Source organism: Acidaminococcus timonensis, from assembly GCF_900106585.1.
Lineage (GTDB): Bacteria > Bacillota > Negativicutes > Acidaminococcales > Acidaminococcaceae > Acidaminococcus > Acidaminococcus timonensis.
Genome location: NZ_FNWH01000006.1, coordinates 399,876 through 426,708 on the forward strand (window position 1 = coordinate 399,876; position 26,833 = coordinate 426,708).

Annotated in this window: 18 protein-coding genes and 1 riboswitch; of the genes, 16 read left to right on the forward strand and 2 right to left on the reverse strand. The window is 59.1% G+C overall.

All coding sequences use genetic code 11. The features are described from left to right. Nucleotides 1-92 precede the first annotated feature (92 nt). From BQ5462_RS05780 to BQ5462_RS05795, 5 genes are all read left to right on the forward strand, one after another. On the forward strand, nucleotides 93-1,778 hold the full coding sequence (locus BQ5462_RS05780) for an ABC transporter transmembrane domain-containing protein (RefSeq protein WP_205407933.1): 1,686 nt from the start codon (nucleotides 93-95) through the stop codon (nucleotides 1,776-1,778). Then, entirely contained in the window at nucleotides 1,735-1,857 is a 123-nt protein-coding gene (locus tag BQ5462_RS11505) for an ABC transporter ATP-binding protein (protein WP_205407934.1), read from the forward strand. Before BQ5462_RS05780 ends, BQ5462_RS11505 begins: the two co-directional genes overlap by 44 nt. Beyond that, nucleotides 1,847-3,505: an ABC transporter ATP-binding protein gene (locus tag BQ5462_RS05785; protein ID WP_071142443.1), complete on the forward strand. Its 1,659-nt coding sequence runs from the start codon at nucleotides 1,847-1,849 to the stop codon at nucleotides 3,503-3,505. Before BQ5462_RS11505 ends, BQ5462_RS05785 begins: the two co-directional genes overlap by 11 nt. A 109-nt stretch (nucleotides 3,506-3,614) precedes the next feature. After that, nucleotides 3,615-4,655 carry a mechanosensitive ion channel family protein gene (locus BQ5462_RS11350; RefSeq protein WP_071142444.1) on the forward strand — a complete coding sequence of 347 codons (1,041 nt, stop codon included), beginning with the start codon at nucleotides 3,615-3,617 and terminating at the stop codon, nucleotides 4,653-4,655. Nucleotides 4,656-4,679: 24 nt separating this feature from the next. Then, nucleotides 4,680-5,693: a Gfo/Idh/MocA family protein gene (locus BQ5462_RS05795; RefSeq protein ID WP_071142445.1), complete on the forward strand. Its 1,014-nt coding sequence runs from the start codon at nucleotides 4,680-4,682 to the stop codon at nucleotides 5,691-5,693. A 125-nt stretch (nucleotides 5,694-5,818) separates the two neighbouring features. Here BQ5462_RS05795 and BQ5462_RS05800 read toward each other — a convergent pair whose 3' ends face one another. After that, nucleotides 5,819-6,841: a hypothetical protein gene (locus tag BQ5462_RS05800; protein WP_071142446.1), complete on the reverse strand. Its 1,023-nt coding sequence runs from the start codon at nucleotides 6,839-6,841 to the stop codon at nucleotides 5,819-5,821. 410 nt (nucleotides 6,842-7,251) lie between these two features. On the opposite strand from BQ5462_RS05800, the gene BQ5462_RS10920 reads away from it, so the two are divergent. The 7 genes from BQ5462_RS10920 to BQ5462_RS05840 all read left to right on the forward strand — a co-directional run bounded on the left by BQ5462_RS10920 (nucleotide 7,252) and on the right by BQ5462_RS05840 (nucleotide 16,382). Further along, nucleotides 7,252-8,640, forward strand: a complete 1,389-nt coding sequence (locus BQ5462_RS10920) for a 3-hydroxyacyl-CoA dehydrogenase NAD-binding domain-containing protein (RefSeq protein WP_076978293.1) — start codon at nucleotides 7,252-7,254, stop codon at nucleotides 8,638-8,640. A 53-nt stretch (nucleotides 8,641-8,693) separates the two neighbouring features. After that, nucleotides 8,694-9,329, forward strand: coding sequence for a Crp/Fnr family transcriptional regulator (locus tag BQ5462_RS05815; RefSeq protein WP_235819635.1), 636 nt, complete (start codon nucleotides 8,694-8,696; stop codon nucleotides 9,327-9,329). 237 nt (nucleotides 9,330-9,566) lie between these two features. Continuing rightward, nucleotides 9,567-10,292, forward strand: coding sequence for a pyruvate formate-lyase-activating protein (gene pflA / locus BQ5462_RS05820; RefSeq protein ID WP_071142448.1), 726 nt, complete (start codon nucleotides 9,567-9,569; stop codon nucleotides 10,290-10,292). A 212-nt stretch (nucleotides 10,293-10,504) separates the two neighbouring features. Continuing rightward, the gene (gene pflB, locus BQ5462_RS05825; RefSeq protein ID WP_071142449.1) at nucleotides 10,505-12,784 is read left to right on the forward strand and encodes a formate C-acetyltransferase; all 2,280 of its coding nucleotides are present in this window, start codon (nucleotides 10,505-10,507) and stop codon (nucleotides 12,782-12,784) included. A 136-nt stretch (nucleotides 12,785-12,920) separates the two neighbouring features. Continuing rightward, the gene (locus tag BQ5462_RS05830) at nucleotides 12,921-13,841 is read left to right on the forward strand and encodes an RluA family pseudouridine synthase (RefSeq protein ID WP_083378089.1); all 921 of its coding nucleotides are present in this window, start codon (nucleotides 12,921-12,923) and stop codon (nucleotides 13,839-13,841) included. Between the two features lie 166 nt (nucleotides 13,842-14,007). Continuing rightward, nucleotides 14,008-14,113, forward strand: a riboswitch (SAM riboswitch). Nucleotides 14,114-14,208: 95 nt separating this feature from the next. Further along, nucleotides 14,209-15,033 carry a MetQ/NlpA family ABC transporter substrate-binding protein gene (locus BQ5462_RS05835; protein WP_071142450.1) on the forward strand — a complete coding sequence of 275 codons (825 nt, stop codon included), beginning with the start codon at nucleotides 14,209-14,211 and terminating at the stop codon, nucleotides 15,031-15,033. Between the two features lie 17 nt (nucleotides 15,034-15,050). Further along, a complete protein-coding gene (locus BQ5462_RS05840) occupies nucleotides 15,051-16,382 on the forward strand; it encodes a M20/M25/M40 family metallo-hydrolase (protein WP_083378090.1) in 1,332 nt (443 codons plus the stop codon). Here the strand turns inward: BQ5462_RS05840 and BQ5462_RS05845 are convergent. Further along, entirely contained in the window at nucleotides 16,376-17,239 is an 864-nt protein-coding gene (locus tag BQ5462_RS05845; protein WP_071142451.1) for a LysR family transcriptional regulator, read from the reverse strand. The genes BQ5462_RS05840 and BQ5462_RS05845 overlap by 7 nt on opposite strands. 109 nt (nucleotides 17,240-17,348) lie before the next feature. Between BQ5462_RS05845 and BQ5462_RS05850 the strand changes: the two genes are divergently transcribed. From BQ5462_RS05850 to BQ5462_RS05865, 4 genes are all read left to right on the forward strand, one after another. Continuing rightward, the gene (locus BQ5462_RS05850; RefSeq protein WP_071142452.1) at nucleotides 17,349-19,112 is read left to right on the forward strand and encodes an ABC transporter ATP-binding protein; all 1,764 of its coding nucleotides are present in this window, start codon (nucleotides 17,349-17,351) and stop codon (nucleotides 19,110-19,112) included. 1 nt (nucleotide 19,113) lies between these two features. Next, on the forward strand, nucleotides 19,114-20,853 hold the full coding sequence (locus BQ5462_RS05855) for an ABC transporter ATP-binding protein (RefSeq protein ID WP_071142453.1): 1,740 nt from the start codon (nucleotides 19,114-19,116) through the stop codon (nucleotides 20,851-20,853). 92 nt (nucleotides 20,854-20,945) lie between these two features. Continuing rightward, complete coding sequence (locus tag BQ5462_RS05860) at nucleotides 20,946-21,281, forward strand: hypothetical protein (RefSeq protein ID WP_071142454.1); 336 nt, start codon at nucleotides 20,946-20,948, stop codon at nucleotides 21,279-21,281. 589 nt (nucleotides 21,282-21,870) lie between these two features. Beyond that, entirely contained in the window at nucleotides 21,871-26,808 is a 4,938-nt protein-coding gene (locus tag BQ5462_RS05865) for a phosphohydrolase (protein ID WP_071142455.1), read from the forward strand. Nucleotides 26,809-26,833: the final 25 nt, after the last annotated feature.

Here is a 26,833-nt window from a genome sequence, read left to right on the forward strand (position 1 = left end):
AACTCAATATATTTTCTATACCTTCAATTGTGGTATCCTTTATAGATAAAACGGGAGGGCTCCCTGCCCTCTGCAGAAAGGGGCTGCAATGGATGTTGGAACGGAAAATCAAGGAAGTGGAGCGGCCTGACCAGGTCCGCTCCTATTTCCGTTTGGAGGCACCGGTGCTGGCAGTGGTCACGGTCACCGGCATCCTGTATAACATCGGCATGGGCGCCGGCCCCTATTTCGAGGGGCAGCTGGCCCAGTGCCTGTATGATATCTACCAGGGTGAGGCACCTGTTTCGGCCATGGCCCAACTGGCGGCTCTTTATGTGCTGGTGATCCTGCTGGTGCAGGTGGCCCGGGCGGGCAAACGGTACAGCACCCGGTTCTTCGGCAATGAGGTCAGCCGCACCCTGCGCCATACCCTGTACCACAGCCTGGTGCACCTGGATGCCCGGGCCCTGGGGGAAGAGAACATGGGCAGTTTGATGACCAAGGCCATGGGGGACGTGGACGCCTGTGCGGAAGGCATGCGGAAATTCACCACGGAAGTGTTCGACACCGGTGTGGTCATGGTAGTGTACCTGGTGCTGCTCATGGCCTACGACTGGAAACTGACCCTGCTTTCCTGCAGCTTCACGCCCCTGGCCTACTGGATCGCCAACCGGCTGAAAAAACAGGTGGCCGAGGCCAACGGCATCTACAAGGCTGCGGAAGCCCGGCTGAACGCCCTGACCCTGGACCGGGTGAGCCATGCCCTGACCTACCGGATCTACGGGGAGGAAACCCGCCGGGACAGGGCCTATGAAGAGCAGCTCACCGCCTACGAAAAGGCCAGTGCCCGGGCCAACCTGTTCGAGGGGAGCCTGCAGCCCCTGTACGACGCCATTGCCATGGCCGGTACGGTGGTCATCTTCATCCTGGGGTCCCGGAACGTGCAGGGCACCGGCTGGGAGGAGTGGAATATCGCCAGCTTCACCACCTTTCTGGCCTGTTTCACCAAACTGGCGGTGAAGACCAGCCATGCGGCCAAATTGTTCAATGCCGTGCAGAAGGCCCAGGTTTCCTGGAAGCGGATCCGGCCTCTGCTGCAGCAGGCGGTGAAGGTGGAGGCTGCGGCGCCGGCCGGACCGGTGGTGCCGGTGACCGTGGAGGCTCGGGACCTTGCCTGCCATTATGAGGGACAGGAACAGGGACTGACGGGGCTGACGTTCACGGCCAGACCCGGGGACATCATCGGTGTCACGGGACCTGTGGCTTGCGGCAAGAGCCTTCTGGGCAGGGTGTTCCTGGGCGAAGTGCCATGGGAAGGCAGCCTGACCCTGAACGGACAGGATTTCCGCACCCTGACTCCAGGGCAGCGCCATTCCCTGATTTCCTATCTGGGGCACGATCCGGAGCTGTTGAGTACGTCCATCCGGGAGAACATCGCCCTGGGGGACGACATGGATGTGGACTCCATGCTGGCCATGACCCACCTGGACCGGGAAGTGGCAGCCATGCCCGACGGGGCGGATACCCTGGTGGGCAGCGGCGGCGCCCGGCTTTCCGGCGGCCAGCAGGCCCGGATGGATCGCCCTGGCCCGGACCCTGGCCCATGCCCGGTCCGTGCTGGTGCTGGACGACCCCTTTGCGGCCGTGGACCGGCAGGGGGAAACGAAGATCCTGGAGGCCATGGCCCGGGCATTCCCGGACCGGGTGATCTTTCTGATCTCCCACCGGCTGACCCATTTCCCGGAATTTGCGGGAGTGCTCTATCTCGACGGGGGCACCGGCCATTTCGGGACCCATGAGGAACTGATGGCCCGGGAGCCGGGTTACGCCAAACTGTACAACCTGCAGCAGGAGGGGGTGGATCTGGATGAACGGTAGGAATCCCATCTGGGAAAGTGTCAAAAGGACGTTCCGGCGCCACCGCCGTTCTGCCGGCCTGGTGCTGCTGCTGGTGGTGCTTTCGGTGACTACGTCGCTATTGCCGCCCCTGGTGCTGGAGCGGGCCGTGGACAGCCTGACGGAAGGGAAGGGCATCCCCTGGCAGCTGGCGTTTTTGTACCTGGGCCTCACCGCCCTTTCGGACTTTTTCGAAACAGCCCAGAACGGGGCCATCACCCTTTTCGGCCAGAAAGTGACCCATGGTCTTCGCTCCACCCTGTGCGCCAAGCTGGACCGGCTGCCGGCCAGGTACTTTACCAGCCATCCCGGTGGTCAGATCACCTCTGTGTTCGTCAACGACGGGGATACCATCGACACCCTGTATTCCGACGGGGTGGTGGGCATGGTGGCAGATGCCTGCAAACTGGTGGGCATCCTGGGAATCCTGTGGAGCCGCAGCCGGGGTCTGTTCGGGCTGCTGTGCCTGGTGCTGCCGCTGCTGTTTGTGCTGACCCGGCACTTCCAGAAGGGGACCCTGGCGGCCCAGCGGGAGAACCGGCGAGCCATCGGCCGGGTGAATAACCATGTGCCGGAGACCATCCAAAATATCCGCACCATCCACAGCCTGGGCAAGGAAGCGTACATGGAACAGAAGTATGACAGACTGATCACGGACAGCTTCCGGGCCATCAACAGGGCCAATGTGTTCGACGGCCTCTATTCGCCCATCATCCTGGTAACCCAGGCCCTGGTGGTGGCGGTGATGATGACCGGAGCGGCCCGGGGACCGGCCTGGCAGGCCCTGTTCGGGGTCAGCGTGGGCAGTGCCGTGGCGGCCATCGCCTATGTGGGCAAGATCTTTGCCCCCCTGGAGAGCATCGGTATGGAGATCCAGAGCATCCAGAGCGCCATGGCAGGGATCCAGCATATCGGAGAATTCCTGGCAGAGCCGGAGGAACCCCTGGGGACGGCTGCCGGGCCTGGGGACGCAAAAGGGGAAGCGATGGTGGCCTTCGATCATGTGACTTTCGGATATGCGCCGGACCGGCCCATCCTTCGGGACTTTTCCCTGACCCTGCAGCCCGGGGAGCAGGCCATTTTGATGGGGCCCAGCGGTAGCGGCAAGAGTACGATCTTCAAACTGCTGCTGGGGCTCTATGCCCCGGACCGGGGACAGGTGACCCTGGCAGGCTGGCAGGCGGGAACCATTCCGGAACAGGAGAAACGAACCCTGTACGGCTGTGTGGAACAGGAATTTTCCCCGGTGCCGGGGACGGTGGCCGACCAGGTGACCCTGTTCGATTCCACCATCAGCCGGGAGCAGGTAGAGCGGGCCCTGGAACTGGTGCAGCTGAAAGAGACCGTAGAGCAGCTGCCCCAGGGGCTTTTGACACCCATGGAGGAGGGGCTGTTTTCCCAGGGGGAACTGCAGCTGCTGTCCATCGCCCGGGCCCTGGTGATGGAACCAAAGCTGCTGCTTCTGGATGAAATCACGGCCAGCCTGGACAGCCACACGGAAGAACGGATCCTCCAGGCCCTGGAGCGGGCCAGTCAGGGCCGCACGGTGCTCAGCATTTCCCACCGGTTCTCCCGGGCGCTGGCAGGGCAGCGGATCATTGAAATTGGGACTGGAAATAGTGAAGAGTGAAGTTTTGTGGGAGGACAAGGATTCACTCGTTTTTTCATTTCCCTCTCATTTCCCTTGTGCTATACTATATGCCAGTTGTATACTTTTCAGATAAGGAGATTGTCATATTATGCCTAACCGTCCACTGACCTGGGCCATGCTCATGGAAGAATTCCAGCATGGAGGTCCTCATGTCCACTTTCTGGCCTTCATCTTGTTCAACATCCTCGGTATCGTCATTTTGCACTATGTGTTCAAAGGCTTGATCCATCTGCTGACCCGCTATACCCATGTACGGAGGGAAGACTGGGAAAGCACCTTCCGGTTCATGCCGGTGCTGCTGGGGATGCAGCTGGGCAGCCAGCTGACCAAGGACATCCTGGACCTGCCCGGTTTTGTACGGCATATCCTCAGTGCCCATTTCCACAGCCTGGTGATCTTTACGGTGACCCTGTTCGTGGCCCATCTGACCTCTTCCTACCTGAAAAGCCGGCTGTCCCGCAGCGAAGAACGGTCTTCCTCCATGTCCATCCTGTCCACGGTGGTGGATATCGGGGTGTACATGGTGGGCTTCCTGTTCATCCTGAACTCCTACGGGATTTCCATTTCCCCCCTGCTCACTGCTCTGGGCGCCGGCGGACTGGCTTCCGCCCTGGCGCTGCAGGATACCCTGGCCAATCTGTTCAGCGGCATCACCACCATCTTTTCCAAACAGGTGCGGATGGGGGATTACATCAAGCTGGCCAGCGGGGAAGCGGGCCGTGTGGTGGATATGAACTGGCGGAATACCACCATCCGGACGGCCACCGGCAATATGATCATCGTCCCCAACAAGAACATTGCGGCCTCCAATGTGATGAACTATGAACAGCCCCTGGCCGAATGTACCATTTCCATCCCCATTACGATCACCTATGACAACGATCTGCAGAAGGTGGAACAGGTCACCCTGGACGTGGCCCGGTACATCCTGAAGCGCAGTGAGTATGGGGTCAGCGGCTTCGAACCTCTGGTGTGGTATGACCAGCTGGGGGAATATGGCATCCGGTTCCAGGTGGTGCTGCGGATCAGGAACATCCTGGACGAGGCCACGTTGAAGCACCAGTTCATCAAGAGGATCTTCAACCGGTACAGGGAGGAGAACATCCAGCTGCTGGTGCGGCACGACTGAATCATTTGATGTGAGGTGATGGGGATGAAACTGGGGTTCATGGGGTCAGGGGCCATCATGCCCGTGGCTCTGGCGGCAGTGAACCAGGTGCCTTTCTGGGAAAAGGAGGCTCTCTGGGTCCGGCCGCACAGTGCAGCGCGGGGCCATGCCCTGGCGGAACACTATGGCATCCGGAAAGTCTATACGGATCTGGATGGCTTTTTGGAAGACCCGGAAATCGAGACGGTGTACATCGCCCTGATCAATCCGGTCCATGGGGTGTATGCGCGGAAAGCTCTGCTCCACGGGAAGAATGTGCTGCTGGAAAAGCCGTTTACCACCAGCTGGAAAGAAGCCCGGGAACTGGCGGCCCTGGCCCGGGTAAAAGGGCTGTATCTGCTGGAGGCCATGCCCTTGTGGCACAGCCCTGTCTTTGCCCGGGTGAAGGAACTGGTGCCCACGCTGGGGAAACTGCGGCTCATCCAGTGCAACTATTCCCAGTATTCCAGCCGGTATGATGCCTATCGAAAGGGACAGGTGCTGCCGGCCTTTGACCCGGCACTGTACGGGGGCGCCCTGTACGACCTGAACGTGTACAACCTGGACTTTGCCCTGGCCCTCCTGGGCAGGCCGGAGGCGGTCTGTTACCATGCCAACCGGGGCTGGAATGGGGTGGATACCTCGGGGGTCCTGGTGCTGGACTACCTGGACTGCCGGGCGGAGCTGACGGCGGCCAAGGATTCGGACAGCCCCGGCTTCCTGCAGGTCCAGGGAGAAAAAGGATGGCTCCGGGTGGAGGGAAAGCCCATCCACATGGAGAATGTGACCTGGCAGTATACCCAGGGACCGGACAAAGACCAGTTTGCAACGGGGCAACCTGCCGGACCGGTGCCGGAACGGCAGTCGGTCCATGCTCCGAAGGAAACCAACCGCATGGTCCCCGAGTTCCGGGAATATGCCCGGATCATCGGAGGGGAATGGAGCGGAGAGGCCCAGGAATGTCTGGAGTGGTCGCTCTGGGAAGCGGAGATCCTGGAAAAAATTGGAAAAAGGCAATAAAAAAAGGGGGTGTGAAAAAATGCTTTTTCACACCCCGTCACTAGTCACTAGTCACTAGCCGATGGAAGCCAGCTGACGCTGGCGAAATAAAGGCGCTGTGGATGATTTTTTCACAGCGCCTTTTTTCAGTACCCCAGCTGTTTCTTCAAGGCTTCCATGTCTTTTTCGCTGAGGAACGGGTGCAGGATATCCAGGTAGTACCGGGCACCCTGTTCGTTGCCCTGCCCATGGAGGTACTGGGCATTGCCGGCGGCGATCCGCAGCACATCCACATTGGGCCCCAGGGGCAGCTGGTACTTTTCGGCAAAGGCCTTCAGCTGGTCATGGGTGGGTGGTTCAGGCTTCCGGCCCAGCTTCTGCTCGATGGCCTTCATGGCGTCGTCCATTTCTGCCCGGGGCTGTCCAAAATTCAGGCTCAGGTAGTACGCATTGGCCGAAGCTTCATAATCATCCTTCAGGAACAGGTACAGGCCGATGTTCTGGTAGCAGGTGGCCAGATCCTCCGGATGGCAGGCCAGACCCAGGGCTTCCAGGGTGGTCTGGTGGAAATCCTCCACCTGGGATTCGGCCAGCTGGACCTGGGCCAGGACAATCAGCACGGGCACACTGGCCGGATCCCACTGCCGGGCCTTTTCCAGGTACTTCCGGGCCTTTTTCGTGTTGCCCCGGCTCAGCTCGATGCTGCCCAGCAGCAGGTACACAGCGTGGAAGGGGAAGGGAGCCTGCTGCAGTTTCCTGCCCTTCCGGGCAAAGAAAAAGTTGTACAGGCTCATTTCCATGGGTTCGGCGAAGGAATGGAAATCCGTTTCTTCATCGGACCGGTACAGGCTGGAATTTTCCGCATCTGCTTTCATGGGTTCCAGCAGGGCGATGGCCTTGTCATATTCCTGTTTCTCCTGGAGTTCCCGGGCTTCGTGCAGCTTCTGCTGGAAATCGGCAAAGGCCCTGCTGAACATGTCGGCAACATGCTGCCGGCTTTCTTCCGGCATGAGCTTGTACAGCAGTTCGCCGCAGGCTTTGGTGATTTCCCTGTGCAGGGGGTGGTCCCGGTACAGGGTCATGCAGTTTTTCAGGTAATCGATGTCCTTCTGGCTGTTGCCGGTCAGGCCATCGGTAATGGATTTGATGATTTGATCCAGGTCTTCCATGGTTATTCCTCCGATTGTAGTCGTATGGGAATATTATAGCGGATTATGGGGGAAGAGTACAGAGAAAAGGGAATGGGGGGTAGAACCCACCACCATTGCGCTGACGCGCAACGGTCCCCCGCCCTTGAAAAGGGCGGATATCCCTGTTGTTAGTTGTTTCTGTGTATCCGCCCTTTCTAAGGGCGGGGGACCAGCCGTCAGGCTGGTGGTGGGTTCTCTACCCCAGCCATTTGGCTTTTGAAACGGATATCCCTGTTGTCCTTTGTTTTCTGTGTATCCGCCCTTTCTAAGGGCGGGGGACCAGCCACAGGCTGGTGGTGGGTTCGTTGCCCACTAACCACTCTTTTCTCTTCCCTCCTTATGATTTATAATAAGCACATACCCTTGAAACGGAGAAAGAGGCGCAGAGCATGGAATACTGGGATATTTATGATCGGAACAAACAGGTGACGGGACGGAAGATGGAGCGGAACGACTGGCATATGCAGCCGGGGGACTATCATCTGACGGTGCTGGCTCTGGTCTGCGATGCCGCAGGCCGGATCCTGATCACCCAGCGGAAAGCGGACAAGGAATGGGCTCCCCTGAAATGGGAGATCCCGGGAGGCGGTGTCCGGGCCGGAGAAACCTCTCAGCAAGCTGTACTGCGGGAAGTGGCGGAGGAAACGGGCCTGACCTTTACGGCAGCGCAGGGCCGGCTGATCCATACGTACCGCAGCGACAGCCCGGCAGAACAGAACAATTATTTTGTGGATATCTACCGGTTCCAGGCACCTTTTGCGGAAAAGGACGTGACCATCCAGGAAAAGGAAGTGGAAAGCTTCAAGCTGGCCACCCCGGATGAGATCCGTGCCCTGGGGGCCAAGGACGACTTCCTGCACTTCAAACGGCTGGAAGGGCTGCTGCCCGGGGCCATCCGGAAGATCACCATTGCCGGGGCGGGCACCATGGGCTATTCCATGGCGGACATCTTCGCCCAGCAGGGCTATGAGGTGACGCTGTGGAACCACCGCCAGGCCACCCTGGACAGGGCAAAGACGAAGATTTCTGCCGGGGCTGTGGACAAGATCACCTATACCACCAGCCTGGATGCCTTCAGGGGCCGGGATCTGATCGTGGAAAGCATTGTGGAAGATCTGGACAGCAAACTGGCTTTCTACCAAGAGATGACGCCGCTGGCGGACGCCCGTACCCTGATCGCCACCAATACGTCCGGCCTGTCCATCAACAAACTGGCGGAAGCTGTCACCGGACCGGACCGGTTCCTAGGGATGCACTGGTTCAACCCGCCCACCCTGGTCCCCCTCATCGAGATCATCAAGAACGACCACACCCGTCCGGAGGTGGCCACGGCCATTTATGACCTGAGCCTTGCCATCGGCAAGAAACCGGTGGTGCTGGAACAGGATGTCCCCGGATTTGCGGCCAACCGGATCCAGCTGGCGGTGCTGCGGGAGGCCCTGAGCCTGGTGCAGAAGGGCGTGGTCAGCGTGGAAGGCATCGACGCGGTGATGAAATACGGCCTGGGCTTCCGCTGGGCCTGCCTGGGGCCTTTGGAGACCATCGACTTCGGTGGCCTGGATGTGTTCGAGCACATCAGCGAATACCTGATGCCCGACCTGGAGGATTCCCATGAGGTACCGCCGCTTCTGGCGGAAAAGGTGAAGAACGGCTGCCTGGGCGTGAAGAGCGGAAAGGGGTTCTATGACTACAGCGGGGACAAGGCCAAAGAGGCTACCCGGGCCCGGGATGCCAAGTTCCAGGCGGTCTATGAAGCCCTGTATGGAGAGCAGAAATGAAGCCTCAGGTCCCTGACCACTGCAAAAAATGCGGGGGTGAATGTTTGAAGAATGTGGAATTCCTCATCGGGCTGCCTCCGGAAAAGGTGGCCACCCTGCTGCAGCGGGCCCAGCGGCTGCACCTGCGGAAGGGGGAATACCTGTTCCGGGAAGGGGACCCCTGCAATGCCATCTATATCATCCACAGGGGACGGGTGAAGCTGAGCGCCTATGACCAGGACGGGCTGGAGCGGATCGCCGGCATCTTTGTGGAGCACGATACCATGTGGGAAGGGGTGCTGGTACCCAACAGCCAGTATTCGGCTTCCGCCATCGCCATGACGGAGGTAGACTGCTGCAGGCTGGCCCGGAGAGACTTTGAGGAAGCCATCCATGAGCCGGAGGTGGCCCTGCGCATCATCGGCATGCTCAGCAAGAAGCTCCATGACGCCAACCGGCGGAACCTGCTGAAGAGCATCGCCGATCCCAAGGAACGGGTGGCCGGCCTGCTGCTGTACCGGTATCGCCGCCAGACTGGGGACGTGGTGACCCTGCGCCTGGAGGAAATGGCCGGGCTCATCGCCCTGCGCCCGGAAACCATCAGCCGCAAGCTGAAGGAGCTGGAACGGGAAGGCTACGTAAAAAAGACCGGCCAGAGCAGCATCCAGATCCTGGATCCGGATGGGCTGATGGAGATGGTGAATTATTGAGAAGCCAGACCGCTCGCTACGCTCGCTGAAAGACGTCAGACATCAGCTTGTCCGGCGATGAGATGGCCGGCCGGACTGCTTCGTCGAACAAAGCTGACATCTGACATCTGGATTCTGACATCTTGAATCTTTGACCCCAGTCAAAGATTTCTTCCGGCAAAAATCATACAATGACCCTGTCAAAAGGTTCGGGTTCGACCCCTTTGACGGGGTCTTTTTTTGTAGAGGAGGTTTGCGATGCAAGGACGTATCCATTCCATTGAATCCTTCGGGTCCGTGGACGGACCGGGGACACGATTCATCATCTTCGTGCAGGGGTGCAACATGCGCTGCCTGTACTGCCATAATGTGGACACCTGGGACTGCCACAAGGGCCAGCTGCGCAGCACCGACGACCTGCTGGACCAGGCAGAGCGGTACCGGCCCTACTGGGGACCGGAGGGAGGCATCACCGTCAGCGGCGGGGAACCCCTGCTGCAGATCGATTTCCTGCTGGAGCTGTTCCAGAAGGCCAAGGCCCGGGGCATCCACACCTGCATCGATACGGCAGGACAGCCTTTTACCCGGAAAGAGCCCTTCTTCAGCAAGTTCCGGCAGCTGATGGAAGTGACGGACATCCTGCTTCTCGATGTGAAGCACATCGACCTGGAAGCCCACAAAAAGCTGACCGGGTGGGGGAACGAAAACATCCTGGACCTGTTCCGGTACCTGTCGGACATCCACAAGCCCATCTGGGTACGCCAGGTGCTGGTACCCGGGTATACGGATGATCCGGCCAGCCTGCAGCGGACCCGGGAATTCCTGGATACCCTGACCAATGTACAGCGGGTGGAGGTACTGCCCTACCACAACATGGGGCTGTACAAGTGGGAAGAGCTGGGCATCCCCAACCAGCTGAAGGATGTGGAGCCGCCCACGGAGGAACAGGTGGATGCCGCCCGGAAAATTTTGAGAGCGGTATAGCAGGGGTGTGAAAAAATGATTTTCCACACCCTGTCACCAGTCACTCGCCGATGGAAGCCAGCTGACGCTGGCCAACGGAATCCTATTGATGGATGGAGTAAAAATAGTTAGTTAAACCAAACTTGACTGGAATCAAGGTTTCCAAATCCCCAATCGGGTATGATGGAGCCATCGAAAGCGGAAGATTCAAGAACTGATAAGGAGGATCTTTTATGAACAAGCTGACTGAAAGCGTTGCCTGGAGAGGTTTCAAAGGTGTGAAATGGACGGATGATGTGAACGTCCGTGATTTCATCCAGAACAACTATACCCCCTATGACGGCGACGAAAGTTTCCTGACGGGGCCCACGGAAGCCACCAATAAACTGTGGGGCCGGGTCCAGGAACTGCAGAAGGAAGAACGGGCCAAGGGCGGCGTGCTGGATTGTGAAACGGAAGTGGTCTCCAGCCTGACCGCCTACGGCCCTGGCTATATCGATGAAAAACTGAAGGACCTGGAACAGGTGGTGGGCCTGCAGACGGACAAACCCCTGAAACGGGCGTTCATGCCCTACGGTGGCATCAAGATGGCAGAAGAAGCGGCCGAAACCTACGGGTACAAAGTGAACCCCAAGTTCCACAAGATCTTCACCGACTACCACAAGACCCACAACCAGGCGGTGTTCGATGCCTATACCAACGAAATGCGCAAAGCCCGTCACAGCCATATCGTGACCGGCCTGCCTGACACCTACGGCCGGGGCCGTATCGTGGGGGACTACCGCCGGGTGGCCCTGTACGGCATTGACTTCCTGATCGACAAGAAACAGGAAGACCTGGACAACTGCGGCTGCGGCGTCATGACCGACGACGTCATCCGGCAGCGGGAAGAGCTGGCGGAACAGATCCGGGCCCTGAAGCAGATGAAGGAAATGGCCAAGGTGTACGGCTATGACATCTCCGCTCCGGCCAAGAACGCCAAGGAAGCTGTGCAATGGCTGTACTTCGGCTACCTGGCTGCGGTAAAGACCCAGAACGGCGCGGCCATGAGCGTGGGCCGTATCTCCACCTTCCTGGATATCTACATCAGCCGTGACCTGGCGGAAGGGACCCTGACCGAACAGCAGGCCCAGGAACTGATCGACCACCTGACCCTGAAATTCCGCATGGTGAAATTCGCCCGGATCCCGTCCTACAACCAGCTGTTCTCCGGAGACCCGGTATGGGCCACCCTGGAAATGGCCGGCATCGGCATGGACGGCCGCCATATGGTCACCCGCAACGACTACCGGTTCCTGCACACCCTGGAAAACATGGGGCCTTCTCCGGAACCGAACCTGACGGTGCTGTATTCCTCCGCACTGCCGGAAAACTTCAAGAAGTATGCGGCCCACATCTCCATCACCACGTCCTCCATCCAGTATGAAAACGACGATGTGATGAAACCGGTATGGGGCGATGACTACAGCATCTGCTGCTGCGTGTCCGCCACCCAGACCGGTAAGGAAATGCAGTTCTTCGGCGCCCGTGCCAACCTGGGCAAATGCCTGCTGTATGCCATCAACGGCGGCAAGGATGAAAAATTCCTGACCAAGGACGGCAAACATATGCAGGTGGGACCGGAATACGCACCCATCACCTCCGACGTGCTGGACTACGGCGAAGTGATGCACAAATTCGACCTGATGATGGACTGGCTGGCCGGACTGTACGTGAACATCCTGAACCTGATCCAGTACATGCATGACAAGTACTACTACGAAGCGGCTGAAATGGCTCTGATCGATACCGATGTGCGCCGGACCTTCGCAACGGGCATTGCCGGGTTCTCCCATGTGGTGGACTCCCTGTGCGCCATCAAATACGCCAAGGTTTCCACCGTCCGCGATGACTCCGGTCTGGTGGTGGACTACAAGGTGGAAGGGGACTTCCCCAAATACGGCAACGATGATCCCCGGGCCGATGAAATCGCCGTATGGCTGCTGAAGACCTTCATGACCAAACTGCGGAAACATCATACCTACCGGAACTCTGAACCCACCACTTCCATCCTGACCATTACCTCCAACGTGGTGTACGGCGGTGCCACCGGCGCCCTGCCTGACGGACGCAAAGCCTACACCCCCTTTGCTCCGGGTGCCAACCCTGCGTACGGCGCTGAACAGAACGGCCTGCTGGCTTCTCTGAACTCTGTGGCCAAGCTGCCCTACGAATACGCACTGGACGGCATTTCCAACACCCAGACCATCGCTCCGGAAACCCTGGGCCACAACGAAGAGGAACAGAAGGCAACGCTGGTCCGTGTGATGGACGGCTACTTCGACCAGGGGGCCCACCACCTGAACGTGAATGTGTTCGGGGTGGACAAGCTGATCGACTGCATGGAACATCCGGAAAAACCGGAATACGCCAACTTCACCATCCGGGTATCCGGGTATGCGGTGAAATTCATCGACCTGACCCGGGAACAGCAGCTGGACGTAATCGCCCGCCGCGCCCATCAGAAGATGTAACCGATTTCGGAAAGACCGCCTGCGGGCGGTCTTTTTCCTTGTGGAGCTCTGCAAGGAGATCGTTGGAAAAATATGGAGGAAAAGAGGAGCTGCTGCGGGCCATGGGCAGCCGTCCTCTGTTGCAAAGGAGGAATCTATGGAACTGCGTTACCAGGTGGACCGGGATCATGCCGGGTGCTGTGTGCGCCAGGCAGCCCGAGGACCGCTGCACCTTTCGGAAAAGCTGTGGAGGAGGATCAAATGGAACGGCACAATCACCGTGAACGGATCCCTGGTCAGGAACCCCTCACACAGGCTGGAAGCGGGAGATCGTCTGGTCCTCCGCTGGGAAGAAAAGGCAGCAGTGATACCGGTCCATCTGCCCCTTTCCATTTTGTATGAGGACGAAGATCTGCTGGCTGTGGACAAACCGGCGGGCATGCTGATCCATCCCACCTGGTCCGGGGCCCGGGATACCCTGGTCCAGGCGGTGGGAGGCTATTTCCACAGGACGGGACAGGCCTGCGGCATCCATCCTCTGTACCGGCTGGATCGGGACACCACCGGCATCCTGCTGGTGGCCAAATCTGCCTTTGCCAAACATGCCCTGACCAGGAGCCACAGCCAGATTTACCGGGAATATCTGGCCATCTGTGAAGGCCATCTGGAACATCCCCGGGGCCGGATCGTTCATCCTGTGGGACGGGTGGGAGAAGGGGTGGACCGGTGGACCGTGCGTCCCGACGGTCGGCCTGCGGTGACGGACTATGAAATTCTGGCAGAGGGGGAGGGACGGACGGTGCTCCGGATCCATCTCCTCACCGGCCGCACCCACCAGATCCGGGTCCATTTCGCCCACGAAGGGCATCCCCTTCTGGGGGATCCCCTGTATGGGAACATGCACCCCACCCTGCGGCGCCAGGCCCTCCACGCCTGGACCGTCCGATTCTGCCATCCCCGGACTGGAAAAGAACTGTTCCTCCAGGCACCGGTGCCGGAGGATATGAGAAAAGAGGGCTGTGCACACATCGCCTCCTTTTCCCCAGGCCAGGGATCCTCCCGCTTTCTCAGGATATAACCTGAAGTTAGGCAATCCAATCCCCGGGCTCTGGTCCGGTCCGCCAAATGGACACCGGCCTACTGAGGGCCGGAAAAGGTTCCCATCCAAACTGTTTTCATATCGGTTACAAAAAGTCCTTGACAATCCTACCAACCTACTATACAATGTGACCATAACAGAATAACCTTCATCGAGAGCAGCTGAGGGATTTGGCCCTATGACGCTGCGGCAACCCCCTTTGACGGGAAGGTGCCAATTCCAACGGGAACCGGTTTCCTGGCAGATGAATGCGAGCCCAGTCATCAAAAAGCGCCATCTGCGGAAAGCAGGTGGCGCTTTTCTTTTGGTCTGCACTCCCTGAAGGAAAACAAAGGAGAGATGAACAATGAAATTGAAAAAATGGATCGCCGGTGCGGTAGCCGTACTGGCACTGGCCGGCCTTACCGCCGGCTGCGGCAGCAGCGACAAGAAGGCAGCAGCGCCTGCGGAGAAGAAGTCCATCACCGTGGGCATTACCCCGGGGTATTCGGAAGAAGTCATGGAAGTGGTGAAAAAGGAAGCCGCCAAACAGGGGCTGACGGTGGAAATCAAGACCTTCAGCGACTATGTGACCCCGGACCAGGCCCTGGCCCAGAAGGATATCGACCTGAACTCCTTCCAGCATGAACCCTTCCTGCTGGCCTTCAACAAAAAGAACGGGACCAAACTGGTGAGCATCGGCAAGACCTATCTGGCCCCTCTGAAACTGTATTCCACCAAGATCAAGGACATCAAGGACATCCCGGACGGTGCCAAGATCGCCATCCCCAATGATCCTTCCAACGGTGGCCGGGCCATCCTGATGCTGAGCAAACTGGGCCTGCTGAAAGTGAACCCGGATGTGAAAGCCACGGAACTGACCGTGAATGACATCACCGAAAACCCGAAACACCTGCAGATCCTGGAACTGGAAGCGGCGCAGCTGCCCCGCAGCCTGGATGATACCACGGCCTCCGTCATCAACGCTGGCTATGCCAACAGCGCCAAACTGGCTCCGGAACTGGCCATTGCCAAGGAAGACAACACCAGCCCGTACGTGAACATCATCGCCGCCCGGGAAGAAGACAAGGACAACCCCACCTATCAGAAATTCGTGAAGATCTTCCAGAGCCAGCCTGTGAAGGACTGGATCGAAAAGAACGCCAAGGGCAGCCTGGAACCGGCCTGGTAAGGAAGAAGGTCTGAGCCATGGCACTGACAGAAGAAGACAAGAAATACGCAGCCCATCTCCAGCGGTTCATCCAGTGCGCCACCGTGAGCAATGCCAACGTGGACAAGGTGGACTGGAAACAGTTCGACAGGCTGCACCAGGCTTTCCGGGAATTCTATCCCCACATCTTTTCGGAGATGGAACTGGAGGAAGTGGGGCAGGCCGGACTGCAGTTCCATCTGAAGGGGACCAGCAGTGAAAAGAAACCCCTGCTCCTGATGAGCCATCAGGATGTGGTGGAAATCGGGGACCGCAGCCAGTGGTCCTTCGACCCCTTCGGGGGTGAGATCAAAGACGGCTGCATCTGCGGCCGGGGCACCACCGACTGCAAGCACCTGCTGCTCAGCGAACTGGAGGCAGTGGAAGCCCTGCTGGCTGAGGGCTGGCGTCCCAGCTACGACCTGTACCTGTCTCTGGGCTACTCGGAAGAGGTGTACCTGGAAAACGATGTGGACGGGGCCGAAAAACTGGCCGGGAACCTGCAGCGCAAAGGGGTGCACCTGGGGACCGTGGTGGACGAAGGGGGCGGCCTGTTCCCGGCAGGGGAAAAATTGGAAGCCCGCATCGGCCTGGCGGAAAAATCCCCGGTGAACTTTGAGATTTCCGTCCGTTCCGCAGGCGGTCATTCCAGCCGTCCGGGCAGAGGTACGGCCCTGGGCACCCTGGCCAAAGCCATCGTTGCCATCGAAGGCCATCCTTTCCCCTATCGCCTGACCCCTCTGGCCAAAGCCCAGCTGGCCGGCGAAGCGCCTCTGAAAACAGGGGAAGAACGGGAAATCTTTGCCGATCCCGAAGGACACTGGGAACAGCTGTGCGCACTGGCCCAGGAGGATCCCCGGCTGGATGCCCTGCTGCACACCACCATCGCCTTCACCATGGCCGGTGCCAGCCAGCAGCCCAACGTGCTGCCCAGCCTGGCCACCGCCCAGATGAGTGTCCGGGTGCTGCAGGGAGATACCATTGCAGGCGTTACGGAATATTTCAAACAGTTCCTGCCGGAGGGCGTGGCCATCCGCCACGTGTCCGGACGGGATCCGCTGCCCGCTTCCGATCCCAACGGGTATGGGGTACAGGTGGCGGAAAAAGTGCTGGCCGACCTGTACGGGAACCGGGTACAGACAGTGCCCTTCCTGATGCTGGGAGGGACGGACAGCCACTACTACCGGAACATTACGGACAACATCCTGCTGTTTTCCGGCCATGTGCGGGATGACCGCTGGGGCGCAGCCCACCAGGTGGATGAAAAGATCCCGGTGGATGCCCTGCGGCCCAGTGTGGAATTCTTCAAACGGTTTTTACAGACTTACTGAGCATTGTCCCAGAATCGACGGGCGGCCTCCTGGAGGGGCCGTCCTTTTTTGCGCACCAGGCATACCTGGCTGGTAAGGGTTTCTTCTGCCAGAGGGATGGCAACCAGATCGTGGCTGAGAGAGAGCACACTTTCCGGAATCAGGGCAATGCCCAGCCCGGCCTGGGCCCATTGGAGGCAGCTGCGGGCATCATCGGCGGTGCAGCGGAAAAACAGGGGAAGGGACCGTTTCTCGCAGAGCTGACGGAGGATGGCTTCCCATCGCCGATACCTCAGCAGGGGCTTTTCCACAAGCTGATCCAGGGCCAGAGATTCCGGCAGAGGATCCGGGAACCAGCTGGGGGTACCGGTGGCCACGAAGTTTTCCCGGCAGAGAACCTGGACGTCCAGCTCCTGGGGGGAGAAAGGGGTACGGACCACGGCCAGGTCCAGGGTTTCCTTATGGAGAGCGTCCAGAAGCTGGTAGGTGTTGCCCTCATGGAGCTGGATGGGGATATCCGGGTTCTGCTGGAAGAAATAGGCAAGGCCCTTGAAAAATGTGTTGCCCGTGCCGGAGGAGATCATGCCCAGGTGCAGGCTGCCCTTTTTGCCCAGACGGAAATTCAGCATATCCTGCCGGGCGGACTGGGCCAGGTCCTGCATCCGTTTGGCAGTGTCGTACAGGCTCTTGCCGGCTTCCGTCAGGTGGATGCGGCGGCTGCCGATGCTGCGCTCCAGCAGACGTACTCCACAGCGCTTTTCCAGGTTCTTCAGCTGCAGGGAAACGGGGGGCTGGGTCAGGTTCAGGCGCCGGGCCCCGGCGGAGATGGAGCCTTCCTCCACCACAGCAATGAAGCAGTTCAGTTGTTCCAGGTTCATAGATGGGCCTCCTATATGAGAATTATATAACTTGTTATAAAAGCAATATCAAGTAAATAGCAATATCTATGATACCATAAGAGTATGAAAAAGACATGAGGTGAAACAGATGAAATCATTTCTTCCATACTTTCAAGGCTATACCCGGGACTGTCTGCTGGCACCGGCTTTTAAACTGCTGGAAGCCCTGATGGACCTGGCGGTGCCCCTGGTGATCGCCGCCATGATCGACCGGGGCCTGGGGAATGGGGATGAAACGTTCCTGCTGGAATGTTTCGGAGCCCTGATCGCCCTGATGATCCTGGGCATGGGCTTTTCCTTTACGGCCCAGTACTTTGCCGCCCGGGGCAGTGTGGGGTTTACCACGAAACTGCGCCAGGCCCTGTTTGACCATGTGCAGGGCCTTTCCTACAAAGAGCTGGACACCCTGGGGACGGATACCCTGATCACCCGGCTGACCAGTGACATCAACCAGGTGCAGACCGGACTGAACATGGGGCTCCGGCTTCTTCTGCGGAGCCCGTTCATCGTGTTCGGAGCCATGCTCCTGGCCTTCACCATCGACGTGCCCAGTGCCCTGGTGTTTGTTGTGGCGGTCCCGCTGCTATTGGCCGTGGTGGTGGGCATCATGGTCCGCAGCGTGCCGCTGTTCACCCGGGTCCAGGGGGCCCTGGACAAGTTGCTCCAGACCACCCGGGAGAACCTGACCGGGGTGCGGGTGATCCGGGCCTTCTGCCGGGAAGCCGATGAAGTAAAGGAATTCGATGACCGGAACGAGACCGTGACCCGCAGGAATCTGCAGGTGGGCCGCTGGTCGGCGGTGATGACTCCCGCCACGTACCTGCTGGTGAACCTGGCCACGGTGGTATTGATCCGCCAGGGGGCCCTGCGGGTCCAGCTGGGCTATCTGGCCCAGGGGGATGTGGTGGCTCTGTACAACTACATGGCCCAGATGATCATCGAACTGGTGAAACTGGGCAGCCTGGTTGTGACCATGAATAAATCCGTTGCCTGTGCAAGGCGGATCCGGGATATCCTGGCTATCCGCAGCACCATGGCCTACCCCCGCCCCGACGGTACCCTTCAACCGGTAGGGGTGGAGGCACCGGCTGTGGTTTTCCGCAATGTGACGTTCCAATATACTGACGATGGGGCTCCGGCCCTGAGCCATATTGATTTTTCCGCATCCCGGGGGAGCACGGTGGGGATCATCGGCGGCACCGGCAGCGGAAAATCCACCCTGGTGGATCTGATCCCCCGCTTCTACGATGTGACGAAGGGCCGGGTCGAAGTATTCGGTCGGGATGTGCGGGAGTATCCAGAGGGAGAACTGCTGGATCACATCGCCCTGGTGCCCCAGAAGGCCATGCTCTTCGAAGGGACCATTCGGGACAACCTGCGCTGGGGGAACGAAAATGCCACGGACCAGGACCTGTGGAAGGCCCTGGAAGTGGCCCAGGCCAAAGACGTGGTGCTGGGCAGGGAGGGACAGCTGGACGCCCTGGTGGAACAGGGGGGCCGGAACCTGTCCGGGGGACAGAAACAGCGGCTGACCATTGCCCGGGCCCTGGTGAAACGGCCGGACATCCTGATCCTGGATGATTCGGCCAGTGCCCTGGACTTTGCCACGGACCTCCACCTGCGCCAGGCCATCAAGGCCCTGGAAGGGGAGCTGACCGTGTTCATCGTATCCCAGCGCACCAGCAGCGTGCGGTATGCGGATACCATCCTGGTGCTGGACGACGGCAGGCTGGTGGGACAGGGCACCCATGACCAGTTGTTGGAAACCTGCCCGGTGTACCAGGAAATCTTCGACTCCCAGTATCCGGGAGAGCGGCGGAAGAACAGGCAGAACGGAAAGGAGGTGGGCTGAGATGGCGGTGAAACAGGAATCCAGTATGGCGACCCTGAAAAAGGTGTGGCAGGTCATCGACGCTTACCGTCATCTCCTGCTTGAAAGCATCGTCCTGGCCGGGCTTTCCGTGGCCCTGCAGCTGTATGTGCCCGTATTGTTCGGCCGGGCCATCGACGGCATCCTGGGCCCGGGAAAGGTGGACTTTGCCCAGGTAGGGCGCACCACTTCCCTGATCCTCCTGCTGGTGGTGCTGTCGGCCCTGGCCACCTGGGCCATGAACCGGATCAACAACCTTTTGGCCTACCGGACCGTGCGGGATATCCGCAGCAGGGCCATCCGGCAGGTGCAGCAACTGCCCCTGTCGTACCTGGACAGCCACAGTTCCGGGGATCTGGTGCAGCGGATGATCGCCGATGTGGACCAGTTGTCCGACGGCCTGCTGCTGGGCTTCACCCAGCTGTTTTCCGGGGGCATCACCATTGTTTTGACCCTGTACTTCATGTTCGCCACCCACTGGGAAATTTCTCTCATGGTCATGGTGCTGACCCCGCTGAGTTTTGTGGTGGCCCGGTTCATCGCCCGCCGCTCCTACCAGCTGTTCCGGGATCAGACCGCCATCCGGGGCCGGCAGACCGCCCTCATCAACGAAATGGTGGGCGGCGAGAAGGTGGTGAAGGCCTTCCGGCACGAGGCAAAAGCCTCCGCCGACTTCAAGGGGCTGAATGAGCAGCTGCAGGAGGCCACCCAGGGGGCCCTGTTCTACAGCAGCCTGACCAACCCCTCCACCCGGGCGGTGAACAACCTGATCTACGCCCTGGTGGCCCTGGTGGGCTGCTGGCGGATCCTCAGCGGCGGGCTTACCGTAGGCGGGCTTACGGTACTGTTGTACTACGCCAACCAGTATATGAAGCCCTTTACGGATATCAGCTCCGTGGTCACCGAACTGCAGAACGCACTGGCCTGCGCCGCCCGGGTGTTCGCCCTGATTGAAGAGACCCCCCAGAGCCCGGAACCGGACCGGCAGCTGCAGTTCAAGGCGGGCCGTGTGGAGATCCGGGAGGTGGCGTTTTCCTATGACAAGAAGAAACCCCTGATCGAAGGATTCAACTTCCAGGTGGAACCGGGGCAGACCACGGCCATTGTGGGGCCCACCGGCTGTGGCAAGAGCACGTTCATCAACCTGCTCATGCGGTTTTACGATGTGGATCAGGGGACCATTGCCATCGACGGCCAGGATACGGCCAGGGTGGACCGGCACTCCCTGCGCCGGACCTACGGCATGGTGCTGCAGGAGACCTGGCTGAAGCAGGGAACTGTGCGGGAGAACATCGCATTCGGCAAGCCGGAGGCCACGGAGCAGGAAATCATCCAGGCCGCCCGGGAGGCCCACAGCTGGGCGTTCATCCAACAACTGCCCAAAGGGCTGGATACGGTGGTGAATGATGACAGCCTGAGCGCCGGGCAGAAGCAGCTCCTGTGCATCACCCGGGTGATGCTGGCCCTGCCGCCCATGCTGATCCTGGACGAAGCCACGTCCAACATCGATACCCGGACGGAAGTGAAGATCCAGAACGCCTTTGCCAAACTGATGAAGGGGCGTACCAGCTTCATCGTGGCCCACCGGCTGTCCACCATCCGCAACGCAGACCGGATCCTGGTGATGAAGGACGGGAAGATCATCGAACAGGGCACCCACGAAAGCCTGATGGCCCAGGGCGGGTTCTACAAAGAGCTGTACAACAGCCAGTTCGCAGGGTGAATTCCATTGACTTTTCCTCCCCATATGCTACAATGGTGCAAATCCGGTTTTTGGATCTGCACCATTTTGCTTTTGGGAAGGAGTACCCTGCCATGACGAAATTCCAGAAAATCCTGATTGCGCTGCTGGGCCTGAACCTCATCTGTACCGTTGGCCTGTACCTGCGCCTGGACAGCCAGCAGCTGTTATTGGAAAAAGAAGTTCGCAGCATGAAACGGGATATCGTGGGGACCCGCTATGACGATACGAACCTGAAAAACAGCCTGGCCAGCCTGGAAAAACAGGTGGGAAAGCTGGATGCCAATACGAGAAAAGCCAACGAACAGAAGGAAGCCCAGGAAACCGTTCCGGCACCCCAGCCCCAGCCCCAGCCAAAGCATAGCAGTCTGGGAAGTCTGCTGGATCGGCTGCTGACAGGGAAACCGTGAGTGAGAGGCTGGGAAAAAATCATCCACAGCGCCTTTATTTCGCTAGCGTCAGCTAGCTTCCATCGGCTAGTGACTAGAGACTAGTGACGGGGTGTGAAAAAGCATTTTTTCACACCTCCTTTTTTATGCGGCCCTCCGGGCGACCCGGGTCACGTCCCTCATGGGCCGTCCCTGCGAAGAGCGAACCCACCACCATTGCGCGGGGCGCAACGGTCCTCCGCCCTTGAAAAGGGCGGATATCCCTGTTGACGAAGGATGGGTGCAGTCAGTTCCCCGCCCTTGAAAAGGGCGGATATCCTTATTGACGAAAGTTGGGGCAGCTGTCAGTCCAACCTCTTTGAAAGGAGGGGATCCTTTGTCCTTCCCTGGAAGGGAAGGGGGACCGTTGCGCATTTGCGCAATGGTGGATAGGTCCAGCATGGGACAAACGATTTCCCCTCTATGTGAAACCTCCTGCGTGCAAAAAATATTTTTCCAACCACTCCCCACCAGCCAATGAAAAGGGGTCACATGATTTTTCCACACTTCTTTTTCCATGGTATAATAGAACCAGTATTGACAGAATAGTATTTTTTATAGGAGAACTTTCATGAAAGAAATGGAAAATACCATCCGTTTGTGGGAATGCATCCAGGAAGCCATGGTGGCACCGGCCTTCTGCAGGTCCCTGGGCCTTGCTCCGGAGCAGATGCGCCAGCAACTCAGGGACTGGGAGATGGAGAAAGCCTGCGCCCTGCTGGAAAGCGCCGCCGACCCCCAGGGCCGGTTTCCCGGGGCCGCCGTGCTGGAAATCCTCCGGGGATTTTTGCCGGTCCTGGCCGATGAACCGCCCCAGGGCTGGCTGAAGGACTGCTATCAGGCTCTGCTGCGGAACCTTTTCCCGGAAACCACGGAACCGGAACCATCCCCGGAGGCAGACCGATATGGAACCGGACGGCGGATCCTGCTGCAGATCCTCCGGGGCCTGTACCATTATGAAAAGCTTCGCTGCGTCTTTGATCCCCGGAGGAATATCGCCCTCCTGCCGGTGAAGGAAATCCGGAAGGAACATTATACCCGGGAGTACCTGCGGTTCTGCACCCTGGTCCGGGACCGGTATCTGTATGAATTCATGCGCCTGGGGACGGAAGTGACCCCCTTCAATACCCTGGGCCATATTGGCGGGGTGGCCTATGTGGCAGTGTTCATGGCTCGGCAGCTGCACGAACGGGGCGTTCCGGTGGATGTGGCCCTGATCGCCGGAGCGGCGGCCATCCACGATATCGGGAAGTACGGCTGCCGGAAGGGGGAAGAGAAGCGGGTCCCCTATCTCCATTATTATTACACGGACCTTTTCTGTGAACGGGAAGGGCTTCCCCAGATGGGACACATTGCCGCCAACCATTCGGTGTGGGATCTGGAACTGGAGAATCTGTCCGTGGAATCCCTGCTGCTGATTTATGCGGATTTCCGGGTGAAAAGCACCCGGGACCGGCAGGGCAGGGAAGTGATCCACTTCTACACCCTGGAGGAGGCTTTCGATGTGATCCTCCAGAAATTGGACCAGGTGGATGGAGCCAAACGGAAACGCTACCAGAAGGTCTACCGGAAACTGGCGGATTTCGAAGCCTATATGGAGGAACTGGGGGTCACCCTGGAGCTGCCGGAAGATTTCTCCCCTGTGCCAAGCCAGCAGCGGGTCCGCCCTGCCCGGGAATACGCCCTGCTGGAGGGACAGGAGGTGGTCCGGCAGCTGAAATACGCCGCCATCGCCCACAACATCCGGCTCATGAGCCTTTTCCGCAGTGAAAGGGATTTCGGCAATCTGATCGAAGGGGCCCGCAGCCAGACAAACTGGAAGAATCTCCGGGCCTACATCAGCATCTTCGAAGAATATTCCACCTATATGACGGAGCGGCAGAAGCTGATGACCCTCCAGTTCCTGTACGAACAGCTGAGCCACCAGGAAGAGGATATCCGGGTCCAGGCGGCCGCCCTGATGGGGAAGATCACCGCCAATTTCAATGAACGGTATACCAAGGAACTGCCCAGGGGGGTGCGGCTGCCCCGGAAGAAAATTACCAACCAGATCCTGTTCCGGCACTATCTGGAGATGATCATCGAGCCGGAACGGCGCTACACCCAGCAGCATAAGAACCGGATCGGGGCCTGTCTGGGGCCTTTTCTCCGAGCGGTGCTGTCCACCCGGTACCAGCGGGTGGGGACGGCTCTGGCCAATATTGCGGAGGAACGGCATCCCACCGCCCTGTATCTGGAGATCCTCCGGACCTGGTACGAAAAACCGGACCTGACGGCCGAGCAGCGGATGATCCTGCTCCAGGCTCTCCTGTATCTGCGGCCGGAGGACCTGACCGAAACCTTCTGCCGCCAGGTGGGGCGGACCCTGGAAAAGATGGGAGAGGATGACCGTCTCATTGTACGGATCGGGGCCCTGTATGCCACCCACCATCTCTTTGGGGAGAAGGAGGGGAAAGAGGCTCTGTTCAGCCGGCTGCGCCGGACCATGGAACTGCCGGAAGCGCCGGGGGAATTTGCGGAAAAAGAAAGCAGCCTGTTCCTGGAGGACCTGAAATCCGGGGTCCACTGGATCATCAAAATGGCCAATATCCATCTCATGTGCCATGCCCTGCTGCAGGGCCGGGAACGGGGCAATGTCATGCATCTGGGGATGCACCTGTGCAATCTGGTAAAGGTCAGTGAGTATCTGGCCGTGCGCCAGACCGCCGGGGAGGCGCTTCTGGACATCGCCGATTCCATGACCTATGCCCAGCGAAACGAGATGGCGGTGGAACTGTTCAACGGCCTGGAAATCGGAGACCAGCAGATCACCAAATACGTACCGGAATATTTGGGCCGGATGATCCTGAAACTGCTGCCGGAGGAACTGGATGAATTCCTGAATTCCCTGCAGGAAGACATGGACTCCACCAATTTTCAGCTGGCCGGTGCGGCGGTGGACACCATGGGCGTGGTGCTGGAAAATTTCCAGGATTTTGCCCGGCGGTTTCCTGAACAGGAAAAACAGAACGGGGAACGCCAGCTCCGGCTGCTGTACGCCATCCTCCGGGCCTTTGCCCATTACAACCGGGAGCTGAGCCGGGATGCCTTCCGCAGCCTGGCTGCCTACGTGTTCCACAGTTCCCAGATGCCGGAAGCACGGAAGGAGTTCCTGTTCCTCCACAGCTGCAAGAAGATCTGGGTGCTGCTCCAGGAAAACACGGAATCCAAACTGGACTTTTACAGCAATGCGGCGGTGCTGAACCACATCTACCGGTACATCAGCCAGGTGGAAGCCGCTGCCGGCGGCTTTGCCTTTCCCCGGAAGCAGAAAGTCTGTTTCTATCCCGGCACCTTCGATCCCTTCAGCAGCGGACACAAGGCGGTGGCCCGGCGGATCCGGGACATGGGATTCGTGGTCTACCTGGCCCTGGATGAATTCTCCTGGTCCAAGCACACCCAGCCCCGGCTCATGCGCCGGAAGATCATGAACATGTCCGTGGCGGATCTGGAGGACATCTATCCCTTCTCGGAAAACCTGCCGGTGAACATTGCCAATCCGGAGGATATCCGGAAACTGCGGAACATCTTCCGGGACAAGGAACTGTACCTGGCCGTGGGATCCGATGTGGTGGAGAATGCCTCGGCGTACCGGCTGGCGCCGGCCGAAGATTCCATCCATTCTCTCAACCACATCATCTTTGAACGGGAGACCCGGGAGAACAGCAACTGGTATACGGATGCACCGGCCGGGAAGGAGAAGGAACGGACGGCGGAAAAACAGATCCGGGGGAAGATCCTCCATTTGAAGCTGGACAAATTCTACGAAGATGTGAGTTCCACCCGGATCCGGGAAAACATTGACCAGAACCGGGATGTTTCTGCCCTGATGGATCCGGTGGCCCAGAATTTCATCTATGCCAACAATCTGTACCTGCGGGAACCGGCCTATAAACATGTGCTGGAAGCCCGGGAAATCGGCATCGGAGAGTTCCGGCCCCGGAAATGGACCGACCTGCCCCAGCTGCGGTCCCTGCTGGAGGAACAGGGGGAGGGGTCCCTGCTGGTGCAGCGGTACCTGGCCTGGGAAAGGGAAGATGGACGGCCCCGGGTCTTCACCCAATATGTGGACGGGGGAGAAAAGGGAGGCCATCTGGCAGCTTTTGGCGCCGTCCACCAGGTCCCGGTCCAGGAACTCCTGATGGAATTCCGGGATCCCCGGGTGGCAGAGCATGTACGGGAGGAAGCCTCCGGAAGGATCGCGGCCCTGGGCTGTTTTGCCGTCAGCGGGAACAGCTCCATTTCCCATCCGGGGCAGATCCTTCTCACCGAAATCATGACAGAACTGATCAACCGGGATTTCACCTATGTGGTCTACCATCCGGTGGATCCATCCGGGTACCGGGAAGAGACGGTGGAAATCCTGATCCGGCAGGGATTTGTGGATATTGCGCCGGAAGGGGCACCCCATCCGGTCTATGCGGTCCAGATCAAATCCCCGGTGGTGCTGTTCCGGGATGTGGAGACCACCATCAAGAATCCCTTCAACAAGAACCGCCGTGTCCGCAGTGCCCTGGACCGGGCCCATAACAATCTGCTGCGGGTGCTCCGGCAGCTCTATCCCGGAAAGCTGCTCCTCTGTTTCAATCCCAGTGCCATGCATTACCGGATCATCCAGAAAGTGGCCCGGCTGAATGGGGTGTCCACCCTGGAAGATCCCAAAAAGCGCCGGGGGCCCTATATGTCCGTTCCCTTTGGGAAGGCCCTCAGTGATGTGCTGGTCCCCAATACGGTGACCAAGGCCCTCCATATCGAAAAATATTTCAACCGGTCCGTGAAGGGGTTCACCCTGGCGGAAGCCCACCATTATGCCACGGTGGACAACCAGGTGAAGACCATCCGCTCTTTTGGCCGGCCGGTGATCCTCATTGACGACCTTCTGGAAAAAGGCCACCGGATGCGGATGCTGACCCCCTATCTGAAAAAGAACGATGTACCGGTCCTGGAAGTACTGGTGGGGGTCATGACCGGCTGCGGCATGGATTTGATGGCCCAGCAGGGATTCCGGTGCCAGTGTGCCTATTTCCTGCCCTCTCTGGAGCTGTGGCTCAACGAACGGGACTGCTACCCCTTCATCGGCGGGGACAGCATCGACAATGCCAACAACTACAGCGGCTATGACAGGAATCCTTCCGTGAACCTGATCCTGCCCTATGTGAAACCGGAATTCATCTGCCAGGGCAATGGAGACGCGGCCTACCTGTATTCGCTCACCTGTCTCCAGAATGCCAAACTGATCATGGAGACCCTGCAGGACGAATACCAGGCCCTGTACGAAAAACGGCTGACCCTGAAACGGCTGGGAGAAGTGATTTCCGTCCTGCGGATCCCGGATGTGGACATCGGGGTGAAATTCGATTCCAATATGGATCCCACCCGTTTCATTGAAAATGATATGGAACGACTGATCCGGCTGCGCTGGGGAGAAGCAGGCCCCCGGCTGTATGACCGGAACCGGGGCGGCGAGTGAGCCGTCCCCTGGAAAGGAGAACTGC

Bases quoted from the DNA above. Each gene is read 5' to 3' on its own strand.
- BQ5462_RS05780 (WP_205407933.1), top strand. From the start codon at position 93: ATGTTGGAACGGAAAATCAAGGAAGTGGAGCGGCCTGACCAGGTCCGC.
- BQ5462_RS05785 (WP_071142443.1), top strand. From the start codon at position 1,847: ATGAACGGTAGGAATCCCATCTGGGAAAGTGTCAAAAGGACGTTCCGG.
- BQ5462_RS11350 (WP_071142444.1), top strand. From the start codon at position 3,615: ATGCCTAACCGTCCACTGACCTGGGCCATGCTCATGGAAGAATTCCAG.
- BQ5462_RS05795 (WP_071142445.1), top strand. From the start codon at position 4,680: ATGAAACTGGGGTTCATGGGGTCAGGGGCCATCATGCCCGTGGCTCTG.
- BQ5462_RS05800 (WP_071142446.1), bottom strand. From the start codon at position 6,841: ATGGAAGACCTGGATCAAATCATCAAATCCATTACCGATGGCCTGACC.
- BQ5462_RS10920 (WP_076978293.1), top strand. From the start codon at position 7,252: ATGGAATACTGGGATATTTATGATCGGAACAAACAGGTGACGGGACGG.
- pflA (WP_071142448.1), top strand. From the start codon at position 9,567: ATGCAAGGACGTATCCATTCCATTGAATCCTTCGGGTCCGTGGACGGA.
- pflB (WP_071142449.1), top strand. From the start codon at position 10,505: ATGAACAAGCTGACTGAAAGCGTTGCCTGGAGAGGTTTCAAAGGTGTG.
- BQ5462_RS05830 (WP_083378089.1), top strand. From the start codon at position 12,921: ATGGAACTGCGTTACCAGGTGGACCGGGATCATGCCGGGTGCTGTGTG.
- BQ5462_RS05835 (WP_071142450.1), top strand. From the start codon at position 14,209: ATGAAATTGAAAAAATGGATCGCCGGTGCGGTAGCCGTACTGGCACTG.
- BQ5462_RS05840 (WP_083378090.1), top strand. From the start codon at position 15,051: ATGGCACTGACAGAAGAAGACAAGAAATACGCAGCCCATCTCCAGCGG.
- BQ5462_RS05845 (WP_071142451.1), bottom strand. From the start codon at position 17,239: ATGAACCTGGAACAACTGAACTGCTTCATTGCTGTGGTGGAGGAAGGC.
- BQ5462_RS05850 (WP_071142452.1), top strand. From the start codon at position 17,349: ATGAAATCATTTCTTCCATACTTTCAAGGCTATACCCGGGACTGTCTG.
- BQ5462_RS05855 (WP_071142453.1), top strand. From the start codon at position 19,114: ATGGCGGTGAAACAGGAATCCAGTATGGCGACCCTGAAAAAGGTGTGG.
- BQ5462_RS05860 (WP_071142454.1), top strand. From the start codon at position 20,946: ATGACGAAATTCCAGAAAATCCTGATTGCGCTGCTGGGCCTGAACCTC.
- BQ5462_RS05865 (WP_071142455.1), top strand. From the start codon at position 21,871: ATGAAAGAAATGGAAAATACCATCCGTTTGTGGGAATGCATCCAGGAA.